13 protein-coding genes are annotated in these 12,739 nt (G+C 70.0%); 7 read left to right on the top strand and 6 right to left on the bottom strand.

Annotated elements, in window-relative coordinates; all coding sequences use genetic code 11:
- Positions 1-64: 64 nt before the first annotated feature.
- Both AB0I51_RS18160 and AB0I51_RS18155 read right to left on the bottom strand, forming a co-directional pair.
- Entirely contained in the window at positions 65-796 is a 732-nt protein-coding gene (locus AB0I51_RS18160; RefSeq protein WP_362976166.1) for a TIGR03943 family protein, read from the bottom strand.
- Positions 793-1,839, bottom strand: coding sequence for a permease (locus AB0I51_RS18155; protein ID WP_362976164.1), 1,047 nt, complete (start codon positions 1,837-1,839; stop codon positions 793-795). Before AB0I51_RS18155 ends, AB0I51_RS18160 begins: the two co-directional genes overlap by 4 nt.
- A 49-nt stretch (positions 1,840-1,888) precedes the next feature.
- Between AB0I51_RS18155 and AB0I51_RS18150 the strand changes: the two genes are divergently transcribed.
- Positions 1,889-2,797, top strand: a complete 909-nt coding sequence (locus AB0I51_RS18150) for a PhzF family phenazine biosynthesis isomerase (protein ID WP_362976162.1) — start codon at positions 1,889-1,891, stop codon at positions 2,795-2,797.
- Here AB0I51_RS18150 and AB0I51_RS18145 read toward each other — a convergent pair.
- A complete protein-coding gene (locus AB0I51_RS18145; RefSeq protein WP_362976160.1) occupies positions 2,748-3,449 on the bottom strand; it encodes an FCD domain-containing protein in 702 nt (233 codons plus the stop codon). The genes AB0I51_RS18150 and AB0I51_RS18145 overlap by 50 nt on opposite strands.
- A gap of 299 nt (positions 3,450-3,748) precedes the next feature.
- On the opposite strand from AB0I51_RS18145, the gene AB0I51_RS18140 reads away from it, so the two are divergent.
- Genes AB0I51_RS18140 through AB0I51_RS18115 form a run of 6 tightly spaced genes read left to right on the top strand, consistent with a single transcriptional unit; the run spans position 3,749 to position 10,468 of the window.
- Positions 3,749-4,645, top strand: a complete 897-nt coding sequence (locus AB0I51_RS18140) for a proline iminopeptidase-family hydrolase (protein WP_362976158.1) — start codon at positions 3,749-3,751, stop codon at positions 4,643-4,645.
- A 56-nt stretch (positions 4,646-4,701) separates the two neighbouring features.
- Positions 4,702-6,426 carry an ABC transporter substrate-binding protein gene (locus AB0I51_RS18135; RefSeq protein WP_362976156.1) on the top strand — a complete coding sequence of 575 codons (1,725 nt, stop codon included), beginning with the start codon at positions 4,702-4,704 and terminating at the stop codon, positions 6,424-6,426.
- Positions 6,423-7,451: an ABC transporter permease gene (locus AB0I51_RS18130; RefSeq protein WP_362976154.1), complete on the top strand. Its 1,029-nt coding sequence runs from the start codon at positions 6,423-6,425 to the stop codon at positions 7,449-7,451. The genes AB0I51_RS18135 and AB0I51_RS18130 overlap by 4 nt, the downstream gene beginning before the upstream one ends.
- Positions 7,452-7,456: 5 nt before the next feature.
- Positions 7,457-8,425, top strand: a complete 969-nt coding sequence (locus tag AB0I51_RS18125) for an ABC transporter permease (protein ID WP_362976152.1) — start codon at positions 7,457-7,459, stop codon at positions 8,423-8,425.
- The gene (locus AB0I51_RS18120) at positions 8,418-9,464 is read left to right on the top strand and encodes an ABC transporter ATP-binding protein (protein WP_362976150.1); all 1,047 of its coding nucleotides are present in this window, start codon (positions 8,418-8,420) and stop codon (positions 9,462-9,464) included. Before AB0I51_RS18125 ends, AB0I51_RS18120 begins: the two co-directional genes overlap by 8 nt.
- Positions 9,461-10,468, top strand: coding sequence for an oligopeptide/dipeptide ABC transporter ATP-binding protein (locus AB0I51_RS18115; RefSeq protein ID WP_362976148.1), 1,008 nt, complete (start codon positions 9,461-9,463; stop codon positions 10,466-10,468). The genes AB0I51_RS18120 and AB0I51_RS18115 overlap by 4 nt, the downstream gene beginning before the upstream one ends.
- On the opposite strand, the gene AB0I51_RS18110 is transcribed toward AB0I51_RS18115, so the two are convergent.
- Genes AB0I51_RS18110 through AB0I51_RS18100 form a run of 3 tightly spaced genes read right to left on the bottom strand, consistent with a single transcriptional unit; the run spans position 10,469 to position 12,566 of the window.
- A complete protein-coding gene (locus tag AB0I51_RS18110) occupies positions 10,469-10,942 on the bottom strand; it encodes a DsrE/DsrF/DrsH-like family protein (protein ID WP_362976146.1) in 474 nt (157 codons plus the stop codon).
- Positions 10,943-10,982: 40 nt separating this feature from the next.
- Positions 10,983-11,300 carry a TusE/DsrC/DsvC family sulfur relay protein gene (locus AB0I51_RS18105; RefSeq protein ID WP_362976514.1) on the bottom strand — a complete coding sequence of 106 codons (318 nt, stop codon included), beginning with the start codon at positions 11,298-11,300 and terminating at the stop codon, positions 10,983-10,985.
- A gap of 18 nt (positions 11,301-11,318) precedes the next feature.
- The gene (locus tag AB0I51_RS18100; protein ID WP_362976144.1) at positions 11,319-12,566 is read right to left on the bottom strand and encodes an FAD/NAD(P)-binding oxidoreductase; all 1,248 of its coding nucleotides are present in this window, start codon (positions 12,564-12,566) and stop codon (positions 11,319-11,321) included.
- Positions 12,567-12,739 lie beyond the last annotated feature (173 nt).

Raw genomic sequence — 12,739 nt, 5'->3', positions numbered from 1 at the left:
CCGTCGCGACTCCCGCTGTGGTCGTCCTCTGCCCCGACGCCCCTGTCCGCAAAGGCCGTTCGCGTCACCGGGTGGGCGTGAGGGGCAGGTCGTCCGTGAAGGCGTTGACGGGCTGGGCGATGGGCCGGGTGCCGTGGACGTCGAGGGCCGCCGCCGCGGACTTGGTGCCGAGGGCGCCCTGGGTGTGCCAGGTTCCGGTGACGGCCAGCCAGGTGTCGGCGGGCGGGGCGGGGGTGCCGTACATCCGGATCTTCACCGTCTGGGCGTCCGCCGCGCAGCAGGTGAAGATGATGCGGGTCAGGTCCCAGCCGCCGTGTGCCGGTGTCACGAAGCCCGTCATCTCGACGGTACGGCCCTTGATCGCGCGTTCCTTGTCCTGCTGGACCCGGGTGGTGAAGTCCGTGAGGGTCATCGGGAGGGGCGAGGTCGCGGGCAGTGCGGCGAACCGCTTCTGCTGCTTGACGGTCTCGCTGCCGGAGTGCGCGGCCGTGTAGGCGCCGAGGGCGGGTGGGGCGTAGAGGAGGAGGCTGAGCGCGGGGAGGAAGAGCAGCCAGGCGATGCGGGGTGCGGTGGAGTGGTCGTGCCCGTGGGCGTGGCCGTGGGCGTCCGCGTGGGGGGCGGCTCGGTCGAACGCCGCGTGGGCCAGGCCCAGGAGCAGCAGGAGGACGCCGGAGACGATCAGCAGCGGGCGCAGGCCCTCCTTGACGTAGCGCAGGTAGAGGTCGGTGAAGAGGGCGGTGTGCAGCAGGCCCAGGCCGGTCAGGACGAGGAGCGTGATCTGTGCGGTGCGCTTCACAGCAGGGCGCCTCCGATCAGGACGCTGGCGGCCACGGCCACGACGGTGGTCGCGGTGGAGAAGCGGACGGCGAACGCCCGGCCGAAGGTGCCGGCCTGGAGGGCGATCAGCTTCAGGTCCACCATCGGGCCGACCACCATGAAGGCCAGCCGGGCGGTGGGCGAGAAGCCGGTGAGCGAGGCGGCGACGAAGGCGTCGGCCTCGGAGCAGACCGCGAGGACCACGGCCAGGGCGGCCAGGAACAGCACTGACAGCCAGGGTGAGCCGGAGAAGGTGTCGAGGACGGACCGCGGGACGGTCACGTTGAAGGTGGCGGCGGCCATGGCGCCCAGGACGAGGAAGCCGCCCGCGTGCAGGAAGTCGTGCTGGAAGCCGAGCCGGAACTCGGTGAAGCGGCTGTGTCCGTGCTGGTGTCCGGTGTGCCGGACGACCGGGCGCAGCCATTGCGTACGGCCGAGCCAGAGCCAGAGCCAGCCCATGACGGCGGCGGTGGCGAGCGAGGCGAGCAGCCGGGCCAGCACCATGGCGGGGCTGCCGGGGAAGGCGACGGCGGTGGCGGTCAGCACGATCGGGTTGATCGCGGGAGCCGAGAGCAGGAACGCGAAGGCGGCGGCCGGGGTGACACCCCGGCGGATCAGGCTGTTGGCGACCGGCACGGACGCGCATTCGCAGCCCGGCAGGACGGCTCCGGCGAGGCCGGCCACGGGGACGGCGAGCACGGCGCGCCTGGGCAGCACCTTGGTGAACAGGTCGGCCGGCACGAAGGCGTTGATCGCCCCGGACAGGGCGGTGCCGAGGAGGAGGAAGGGCAGCGCCTGCACGGTGATGGCCAGGCAGACGGTGCGCCAGGCGGCCACGGCGGGGCCGTTCAGCCATGGTGTGCCCGACAGCAGGAGGGCGCAGGCCGCGAGGCCGAGTGCGGTGAGGACCGCCGTCGCGGGCGGGGGTCTGCGCGGGAGGCGGCGGCGCAGTCGCTCGGGTGGGTGGACGGCGACCGGGGCCACCGTCTCCGTCACATCAAGCAGCTCATCCGTTTTTTGCATTTTTGCTCCGAATGTCTGATGTTGCGACAGAACATAGTACGGTTCTCGCGTGATCAGCCGACTGTCCGTCACGATCGTCCGCGCGTGTCTGCGCGAGGGCGCCGGCGGAAGCCCCACCGCGGTGCTGGACGAGGCGCCGTTGAGCGACGACGAGCGGCGTCGGGTGCCGGTCGGCGCGGGGACTTCGCACGCCGTCTTCGTCTCGGTGCGCGGGTCCGAGGTGTCGCTCCGCTTCTTCACCGCCGAGGGCGAACTGCCCGCGTGCGGCCACGGTACGGTCGCCGCCCTGGCCTACCTCGCGGACCGTGCCGGAGGCGCCGAGCACCGGGCCTCCCTCGACGCCGCAGGGCGCTCCTTCGCCGGATGGACCGTACGGGAGGGGGCACGGTTCCGAGCCGTCTTCGACCCGGGTCCCGTCGAGTTGCGCGAGCCGACCGCCGACGAGCGCGCACGCGTCCTGCCCACGCTGGGCGTCACCTCGGACACACTCGCTCCAGGTGCTCGCGTGGCATCGGTGGGGCGGGCGCGCCTGCTCGTCCCGGTCGCGTCGCGCTCCGCGCTCGCCGCGCTCGCCCCGGACTTCGGACAACTCCGGTCGGCCTGCGACCGGTTCGGGCTTCTCGGCTGCTACGTCTACTCGGTACCGGAACGCTCCGGTCGGATCGCGGCACGGATGTTCGCACCGTCGATCGGCGTCCCGGAGGACATCGCGAACGCCAACAGCACCGCTTGCCTCGCCGCCGACCTGGCCGAACGGGGCATCACCGAGATCGCCGTCGACATGGGCGACTCCCTGGGCAGCCCGGCCACGATCACGGCGAGCGCGCGACCCGTGCTGCGGCTGGGAGGGATCGCGGAAGTAGCCCGTCCCGTACGGGAGTTGGCCCTCCAGCAGGGGAGTTGGCCGTCTAGCGGGCCCGGACCCGCTCCAGCACGTCACGGATCAGGTCGGCGCTGATCGTGAAGTGGCCGCGGGCGACCTCCTCGGCGCGCTCCGGCTCGCCCGCCGCGATGGCCTCGTACAGGGCCTTGTGGTCCTCGCCGCCCTGGTGGAAGTGGGTCTGTTCCCCCCTGCCCCAGGGTTCGACGGGGAAACCGAGGCTGATGCGGGCCAGCAGGTCCTGGCTGAGCATGACGATCTGGGGGTTGCCCGTGGCGGCGCGGACGGCCTGGTGGAAGGCGCTGTCCGCGGTGTGCGCGTCGCGCGGAGTGCGCGCGGAGAGGTAGGCGGACAGGGCGTCCCGCATGGGGTCGAGGTCCTTCGGGCTGCGGCGCCGGGCGGCTGTCGCGGCCACCATGCCCTCGACCAGGCCACGAAGGTCGAAGAGTTGCTCGAACTCCTCCCAGCGGGGCAGCAGGGTGTGCCGGACGGCGGCGGCCGTCGACTCGGTCCAGCTGTCGCGGACATAGGCGCCACCGTTGCGGCCGCGGCGGATCTCGACGACTCCGACGGCCTGGAGGCGGGCGACCGCCTCGCGCACGGTGGGGCGGCTGACCCGGAGCAGACCGGTGAGTTCACGCTCGGCGGGCAGCCGTTCGCCCGGCAGGAAGTCGCCTACGGCGATCGCGGTGAGCAGCCGGTCGGACACCTCGTCGACCGCCGAGGCCACCCGTACCGGGCGCAGCGCGGAGGACGGGGAGCCGCCGAGGAGGACACGGTCGAGGACGCGTGAGAACTCGTCCCCGGCCTCGGATGCCTCAGGTACGGATGTCAGCTGTCCTCCCCCTTCAATGCCGCTGCTGTAAACACGGGCGGGCCACGTGAACTCGCCGTTACGTCTTGCCCAGCCCCCGCTAAAAGGTCTTGTGCGCTGACCTTTTACCCAATCACTATCGCAGCCATCCGTCACATCCTTTTCCGTTTCCGCCGGAGGCCGGCTCACGTCCGGCCCGTCTGGAAGGCCCTCGCGTGGCGATTCCCGAACCGAATCACACCGGCACCGTCGACTTCAACGGCCATTCGACCTGGTACCGGATCACCGGCGAACCCGGCCGAACACCCCTGGTCGTCCTGCACGGTGGCCCCGGCGCCGGTCACAACTACACGCTCAGCATCGCGGGCATCGCTGAACAGGGACGCCCCGTCGTGCACTACGACCAACTGGGCACCGGGCTCTCCACCCATCTGCCCGAGGAGGGCACCGACTTCTGGACCGTCCAGCTCTTCCTCGACGAACTCGACAATCTTCTGAAGGAGTTGGGCATCTCCGACTCCTACCATCTCCTCGGCCAGTCCTGGGGCGGCATGCTCGCCGCCGAGCACGCGGTACGCCGGCCGGCCGGGCTGCGCGGTCTGGTCATCGCCAACTCCCCCGCGTCCATGGAGCTCTGGCTCGCGGCGGCGGCCGAACTGCGCAGCCAGCTGCCGCCCGAGGTCCAGCGCACCCTGCTCGCCCACGAGGCGGCCGGAACCACCGACCACCCCGACTACCTCGCCGCCGAGCAGGTCTTCAACGAGCGCCATGTGTGCCGCCTGACCCCCAACCCACCTGAGGTACAGGCCACTTGGGAGAACATCGCGGCCGACCCGACCGTCTACCACACGATGAACGGGCCGAACGAGTTCCATGTGGTCGGCACCATGAAGGACTGGTCCGTGATCGACCGGCTGCACCTCATCGAGGCACCGACCCTGCTGGTGTCCGGACGGTACGACGAGGCGACTCCCGAGACGCTCCGCCCGTTCGCCGACCACATCCCCGACGTGCGCTGGCACATGTTCGAGCACTCCAGCCACATGCCGCACGTCGAGGAGGAAGAGCTCTACCTCCGGGTCGTGGGCACCTTCCTCGACTCCACCGACTGAGCCTTCGGCCCATCCCCGGCCCACCAACAGCCATTCCCCCGACGGGAGTTCCCTGGATGTCCCGCAGCACGAGACGGACCGCGTTCGCCGCCGCCACCGTCGCCCTGACCCTGACCACCGCCGCCTGCTCGTCCTCCGGCGACAGCTCCTCCTCCGGCCCGACCACGTCCTCGTCGGCGTCCGGCACCTCCGCGTTCCAGCCGCAGCACAAGGGCGGCACTCTGAAACTCGTCGCCCACGCGGCGGCGGGCAGCCTCGATCCCCAGGTCAACTACACGCTCCAGTACTGGCAGCTGTACCAGTCGATGTACGACGGACTGCTGTCGTTCAAGAAGGTCGGCGGCCAGGAGTCGTTCACGGTCGTCCCGGACCTGGCGGCGGCGATGCCCAAGGTCACCAACGGCGGGAAGACGTACACCTTCACGCTCCGCAAGGGCATCAGCTTCTCCAACGGCAAGGCACTGACCACCGACGACGTGGTGGCGTCATTCCAGCGCATCTTCAAGGTCTCCAGCCCCACCGCCGGCACCTTCTACAACGGCATCGTCGGCGCCACCGCCTGTCTGAAGACGCCCGCGTCCTGCACCCTCAAGGGCGGTGTGAGCGGCGACGCCGCAGCGAACACGGTCACGATCAACCTCACCGCGCCGGACTCGGAGTTCCCGTACAAACTCGCCGTCCCGCACGCCAGCATCCTGCCGAAGGACTCGCCGACGAAGGACGCGGGCACGAAACCGCTGCCGACGACCGGCCCCTACATGGCGGCCTCCTACGACCCGAACCGCGAGCTGAAACTGGCGCGCAACCCGCACTTCAAGGAGTGGTCGCGGGAGGCCGAACCGCAGGGTTACCCGGACCAGATCGACTACACCTTCGGGCAGACCGTCGAGTCCGAGGTGACCGCCGTCGAGAACGGCCAGGCGGACTGGATGTACGATCCGCCGCCCGCCGACCGGCTCAACGAGATCGGCACCAAGTACACCTCCCAGGCGCATGTGAACCCGCTGACCGCGTTCTGGTACGCGACGCTGAACGTCAACATGGCCCCGTTCAACAACAAGTTGGCGCGCCAGGCCATCAACTGGGCCGTGGACCGCTCCGCCGTGGTACGGCTGTACGGCGGCACCAACCTCGCCTCCCCCGCGTGCACGATCCTGCCGCCGGGCTTCCCCGGGCACGTCGACTCCTGCGACTACACCAAGGGTGGCGGCAAGACCTGGACGGCCGCGGACCTCGCCACGGCCAAGGCCCTGGTGAAGCAGTCCGGTACGGCGGGGCAGGAGGTCGGCATCGTCGTGCAGGACGACGACGTCAACAAGTCGATCGGGCAGTACCTGCAGAGCCTGCTCACCCAGCTCGGCTACAAGGCGACGCTCAAGCCGCTGTCGGGGAACATCCAGTTCACCTACATCCAGAACACCAAGAACAAGGTCCAACTCGCCCTGACGTCCTGGTACCAGGACTATCCCGCGGCCTCGGACTTCCTCAACGTCCTGTTCTCCTGCGCCGCGTTCCACCCGGGAAGCGACTCCAGCATCAACATCTCGGGCTTCTGCGACAAGGGCGTCGACGCGAAGATGCAGACCGCGCTGAAGACCGCGCAGACCGACCCGACGGCGGCGAACACACAGTGGGGCGCGATCGACCAGGCGATCATGCGGCAGTCCCCGGTCGTCCCGCTGATCAATCCGAAGATCATCGACTTCACGTCGAAGCGGCTGGGCAACTACCAGTTCAGCAAGCAGTTCTACATGCTCGTCGGCCAGACGTGGGTCAAGTGAGCACCGCCGCTGCCGAGTTGGCCACCCCGGAGGCCCGGCGCTCGCCGGGCCCCTGGCGGACGGCCGGCGCCGACCTGCTGCGCAACAGGTCGGCGTCGGCCGCGGCCGTCGTCCTCTTCCTCGTCGTCCTGACGACCCTGTGCGCGCCGCTGTACGCGCACCACATCGCCCACACCGACCCCTTCCAGTCCCATGTCTCCGGCACCACGGTCGTCGACGGCAGGACCGTGCCGGTGCTCACCCCGAGCAGCACCGGCCTCGGCCTCGGCGTGACCCCGATCGGCCCGACCTGGGACCCCGCCCACTATTTCCTCGGCGCCGACAACCAGGGGCGCGACGTGATGGCCCGGCTGCTCTACGGCGGCCGGACCAGCCTGTTCATCGGGTTCACCGCGGCACTGCTCACCTGCGCCCTCGGTACGGTCGTCGGAGTGGTCGCCGGGTACGCGGGCGGGGTCGTGGACGCCGTCATCTCGCGTGTCCTGGACGTCATTTGGGCCTTCCCGGTGTACCTGCTGGCGATCTGCCTCTCGGTCGTCCTGCTCACCGACGGACTGCACCTGGGTCCCCTCACCGTCGAGGCGGGAAGCCTCTGGCTTCCCATTGCGATCATCGCGGCGATCTATGTCCCGTACATCGCAAGGCCGTTGCGCGGTCAGGTGCTGGTACTGCGCAACAAGGAGTACATCCAGGCGGCCGTGGGCTCGGGGGCGCCGACCGCGCGCATCCTGCGCCGCGAGGTGCTGCCGAACGTACTCCCCACGGCCATCGTGTTCGTCCCGCTGATGACCGCGCTCGCCATGCTCACCGAGTCGGCGCTGTCCTTCCTGTCCGTCGGTGTGCAGCCGCCGGACGCCAGTTGGGGCACGATCATCGAGGACGGCCTCGGGCTGCTCTACACCCGGCCCGCCGTGACGATCGCGCCCGGCCTGCTGATCGCGCTGACCACGGCGGCGCTCAACGTCCTCGGCGACGGAGTGCGGGACGCCCTCGATCCGGGCGCCCGGCTGCGCGGAGGGGTGTGACGTCCATGCTCCAGTTCATCGTCAAACGCTTCGCGTCCGCCCTGCTGGTGATGTTCGCGATCAGCGTGCTGGTGTTCCTGATCTTCTTCGCCACGCCGGGAGTCGATCCCGCCGCCCGCATCGCGGGCCGCAACGCCGACCCGGCCACCCTCGCCCAGGTCCGGCACTCCTTCGGCCTCGACCGCCCCATGCCGATCCGCTACCTGCTGATGATGCGTCACCTGCTGATCGACCGCGACCTGGAGTCGTTCGTCAACCGCGGCTCCCGCGTCATCCCGCAGATCGTGCAGGCCACCCCGGTGACACTGTCGCTCGTCATCGGCGCCGCGCTGATCTGGATGGTGGCCGGCATCGTCATGGGTACGGCGGCGGCAGCGCTGCGAGGCAAGGCCGCCGACCCGCTGATCATGCTCGTCGGCGTGGTCGGGGTCTCGCTGCCCGCCTACTGGCTCGGCGAGGTCGTCAACCTCATCACCCAGAAGCAGCTGCACAGTTCGGTGTTCTCCTGGGTGCCACCACCGGGCTACGTCGACCTGAGCCACGACCCCGGCCAGTGGGCGCTGCACCTGCTCTTCCCCTGGCTGACGCTCGCGCTGCTGTACGCCGGTATCTACGCGCGGCTGCTGCGCGGCGAGGTCGTCACCGCTCTGAACGAGGACTACGTCCGCACCGCCCGCGCCAAGGGCCTCTCCGAGCGGCGCATCCTGATCCGCCACGCCCTGCGCTGTTCCCTCATCCCCATCGTGTCGCTGTTCGGCCTGGACTTCGGCGCGCTGGTGGGCGGCGCCGCGCTGCTCACCGAGGTGGTGTTCGGCCTCCCCGGCATCGGCAAGCTCACCTTCGACGCCCTGCAGAACCTGGACCTGCCCGTGATCATGGGCACGGTGCTGTACGCGGCGTTCTTCGTGGTCCTCGCCAACGCCCTGGTGGACATCCTGTACGCCCGACTCGACCCGAGGGCCCGCCATGCCTGACCAACCGCTGCTGGACGTACGCGACTTGAGGGTGTCCTTCCGCACCCGCCGAGGCTCGGTCACGGTCGTCGACGGCCTGTCCTTCTCGGTGTCGCCCGGTGAAATCCTGGGCGTGGTGGGCGAGTCGGGCTCCGGCAAGAGTGTCTCGATGCTCGCCGTACTCCGTCTGCTGACCAGTCCGAACGTGACCGTGGAGGGCGAAGTCCTTTTCCGTGGCCGCGACTTGCTCAGCCTCCCCGACAAGGAGATGCGGGCGGTACGGGGCCGGGAGATCGCCATGGTCTTCCAGGACCCGATGACCGCGCTCACGCCCGTGTACACCGTGGGCTGGCAGATCGCCGAGCAGATCCGGGCGCACGAGATGGTGTCCCGCAAGGAGGCGCACGCGCGTGCCGTCAGCCTGCTCTCGGACGTCGGCATCCCCGACGCGGCCTCGCGCGCGAACGCCTATCCGCACGAGTTCTCCGGCGGCATGCGGCAGCGCGCGGTCATCGCGATGGCCCTCTCCTGCGGCCCCGCACTGCTGATCGCCGACGAGCCGACGACGGCGCTCGATGTCACCGTCCAGGCCCAAATACTCGACCTGATGCGGGAGTTGAACGCGGAGGGCTCGGCGGTGGTCCTCATCACGCACGACATGGGAGTCATCTCGCAGATCGCCGACCGGGTCCTGGTCATGTACGGGGGCCGGGTCGCCGAGGAGGGCCCGCGCCGGGCGGTGTTCCACGGACCGCGGCATCCGTACACGTGGGGGCTGCTCGACTCGGTGCCCCGGGTGGGCGGGCCCCGGCTGCGGCGGCTGCCCACCATCGCGGGGATGCCGGTGGCGCCGGGGAGCCTGCCGGAGGGCTGCGCGTTCGCGCCCCGGTGCCGACTGCGGCACGACCGGTGCGAGGAGCGGCCGGCCTTCAGGGACTTCGGCGACAGCGCGCACCGCGACGCCTGTTGGCTGCCCGACGACGACCGCGCCTCGCTGCGTCTGTCCTCACGGACGGCGGCGACGGACGTACCGGACATGGAACGAGAGGCCACACCGTGACCGCGCTGACGACAACGGCACAGGCGCTGCTGCGCGCCTCGGACGTCACCAAGCACTACCCCCTGCGCGCGGACGGGTTCTCCCGGCACCGCAGAGTGCTCCGTGCCGTGGACGGGGTGTCGTTGGAGGTGCGCGCCGGTGAGACGCTGGGCATCGTCGGCGAGTCGGGCTGCGGCAAGTCGACACTCGGCCGCTGTCTGGTCCGGCTGACCGAACTCACGGGCGGCCGGGTCGAGTTCGAGGGCCAGGACATCAGCACGCTGTCGACGCGCCGACTGCGTCCCGTGCGTCCGGGAATGCAGCTGGTGTTCCAGGACCCGCAGGCCTCGCTCAACCCGCGTCGTCGCGCCGGGGACATCGTGGCGGAGCCGCTGCTCGTGCACCGTTACGGCGACGGGGCCGCCGTTCGCCGTCGGGTCGCGGAGCTCTTCGACGTCGTAGGACTGGCGGCGGCCCATCTGGACCGCTATCCGCACGAGTTCTCCGGCGGTCAGCGGCAACGCATCGGCATCGCGCGGGCGTTGGCGACGAACCCGAAGCTGATCGTCGCCGACGAACCGGTGTCCGCACTCGACGTGTCGATCCAGGCACAGGTGTTGAACCTGTTCGCCGATCTGCAGGAGGAGTTCACGCTCACCTACGTCTTCATCGCGCACGACCTCGGAGTGGTCCGGCATGTGTCGGACCGGATCGCCGTCATGTATCTCGGTGAGATCGTCGAACTCGGCGAGACGGAGGCCCTGTACAAGGAGCCCGCCCACCCCTACACGCAGGCGTTGTTGTCGGCGGTCCCGGACATCGACGACGGCACCCTCGCCGACGAGGTCCCCCGGGAGCGGATCGTGCTCACCGGTGAGGTGCCCAACCCGGTGGACAAGCCCACGGGTTGTCCGTTCCGCACCCGCTGCCCGTACGCGCGGGAGCGGTGTGCCGTGGAACGTCCCCGGCTGACGGTGACCGCCAGTGGCAGGCACACGGCCTGTCACTATCCCCTGGCCGGATGATCAGGTGAAGATGATCTGGCCGCCGGCCGCCCGCTCGTAGAACTCCCCCACGGTGATGATGTCCTGGACGTGTTCGACGAGGTCGTCCTTGTCGAGTTCGAAGAGGTCGACCGACGCCTTGCAGGCGTAGATGCCGGCGCCGGTGTCGGCGATCATCTCGATGAACTCGGGGATCGGCGGGATGTCGAGCTTGTCCATCTTGCGTTCCATGTACCGGGTGACCAGGTCGGGGACGCCCGGCATGCCGCCCAGCAGGGTGGGCAGGTGGAGGCCCGGGTTGCCGACGGTGGCCAGCTTGATGTGCTCCCAGCGCTTCTTCGTGATGGCGTCGAGGCCGAAGAGGGTGAAGAACAGGTCGGCCTCGACGCCTGCGGCGCGGGCGCCGTTGGCCATGATCAGGGCCGGGTAGATCCCTTCCAGGGATCCCTTGGAGACGATGATCGAGACCTTCTCGATCGTTGCGGTGTCGGCCATGACGGCGTGCTCCTCGGTGACGGGCTCGATGACGGAGGTGTCAGATGCAGCCGCGGGGCTTGGGAATGCCCGCGATCTTCGCGGCGGTCTTCGCCGGTCCCTTGGGGAAGAGCTGGTAGAGCTCCTTGACGCTCACGCCGGACGTCTTGCCGAGGACGCGCACGGTCGGGCCCGTGCCCTTGGTCCCGTAGGCGGTGCGCATGAAACGGATGACCTGCCAGTGCCGGTCGGGGAGTGTCCCGACGCCGCTCGCGCGGGCGAGTTGGGCGGCCATGGGCTCGGTCCAGCGCGCGGGGTCGGTGAAGAAACCCTCGTCGTCGACGGGGACGGTGACGCCGTCGTAGGTGGCGGTGGGGATGGTGCGGGCCTCCTCGGCTCAGACGTGGACGGGATGCTTGCCCTGCTCGGGCATCGCCGAGCCGACGCCGGGCATCTCCCGGCCGGGCAGCAGGGTGTGCCAGTACAGCCACTCGAAGGCCAGCTTCCCCAGGTGGTTGGCGTGCGACTCCTTCAGCAGCGGCAGTCCGACGGAGCCGGGGAAGTGGCCGGGCAGCGGTTCGGTCCCGTAGTTGAAGTCGATGAGCAGGGCCTTGTGGAAGCCGGTCTCCACGAAGCAGTTGGTGTGCCCGTCGAAGGACGCGTCCAGCGGCTGTCCGGCGAGGAAGCGGCCGATGTTGCGGACCAGTACCTCGCCCTCGAAGTGGGCCACCGAACCGGCCTTGGAGGCGGGCAGACCCGCCGCGTCGCCGATGGCGAACACGTCGGGGTGGTCGGGGAGTTGGAGCGTGTGCGGGTCTACGGGCACGAAGCCGAGTTCGTCGCCCAGGCCCGGAGAGCGGTCGACGTACCCGCCGCCGCCGTGCAGCGGCACGACGACCGCCAGGTCGAACGGCACCTCCCTGTCGTCGTACGACACCAGCCGGCCGCCGGAGCCGTCGGCGTGGACGCTGCCGAGGGTGAACTCGGTGACCAGCTCGATGCCCTTGCGCTCCAGCAGTCCGCCGAGCTCCCGCGCGGCGGCCGGCTTGGTGAAGGCGGCGTCGAGAGGCGTGGCATAGGTCAGCTGCACCTTGTCGCGGATGCCGCGGCGCTGGAGGTACCAGTCGGCGAGGAAGGCGAACTCCAGTGGTGCGACCGGGCACTTGACCGGCAGATCCGCCACGTCGATCACCACTCGGCCGCCCTCGAAGCGCTCCAGCGCGTACCGCAGGTCGACGGCGCCGGGCAGGTCGTAGAAGGTGAACACCGACTCGCCCCGGCCGGGGCCGGTGAGTCCCTCGGTCTCGTCGGGCAGCAGCCGGGCGCCGGTGGCGACGACGAGGACGTCGTAGGTGACCCAGCCGCCGACGGCGAAGTGCACCACGTGCTTTTCGAGGTCGACCCGGTCGATGCGGCACCTGCGGTAGTCGATGCCGCCGTGCAGCTGGCGTGGACGTGAGCGCAGCAGGCCGTGCGGCTCGGCGAGGCCGAACGGCACGAACAGGAGCCCGGGTTGGTAGACGTGGATGTCGTCCTGGTCGACGACCGTGATCCGGAGGTCCCGCTCGTCGTACGCGCGGCGCAGCCGGTTGGCCGTCATCGTGCCGGCGGTTCCGGCGCCGAGAATCACGATGTGTTTGCCCATGCCTCCAGCGTGGCCCGGGAGCCGCGGCGAAGTCAGGGGCCGATGGTCCTCCCCCAGGTACCCACAGGGGTATGTACGCGACCCCGCACGGTGTGCGACGGCGGGTGGCGCCACCTGCTCGAAGAGCCGCGAAGGGTAGCCCATTCGCCGATCGCCCCGCCAGAGCCGAACGG

The sequence above is a fragment of the Streptomyces sp. NPDC050549 genome (assembly GCF_040655035.1).
Taxonomy (GTDB): Bacteria; Actinomycetota; Actinomycetes; order Streptomycetales; family Streptomycetaceae; genus Streptomyces.
This window is presented reverse-complemented; position numbering and strand designations above follow the sequence as displayed.

Coding starts and splice junctions, on each gene's coding strand:
- AB0I51_RS18155 (WP_362976164.1), bottom strand. CDS start 1,839: ATGCAAAAAACGGATGAGCTGCTTGATGTGACGGAGACGGTGGCCCCG.
- AB0I51_RS18110 (WP_362976146.1), bottom strand. CDS start 10,942: ATGGCCGACACCGCAACGATCGAGAAGGTCTCGATCATCGTCTCCAAG.
- AB0I51_RS18120 (WP_362976150.1), top strand. CDS start 8,418: ATGCCTGACCAACCGCTGCTGGACGTACGCGACTTGAGGGTGTCCTTC.
- AB0I51_RS18100 (WP_362976144.1), bottom strand. CDS start 12,566: ATGGGCAAACACATCGTGATTCTCGGCGCCGGAACCGCCGGCACGATG.
- AB0I51_RS18125 (WP_362976152.1), top strand. CDS start 7,457: ATGCTCCAGTTCATCGTCAAACGCTTCGCGTCCGCCCTGCTGGTGATG.
- AB0I51_RS18135 (WP_362976156.1), top strand. CDS start 4,702: ATGTCCCGCAGCACGAGACGGACCGCGTTCGCCGCCGCCACCGTCGCC.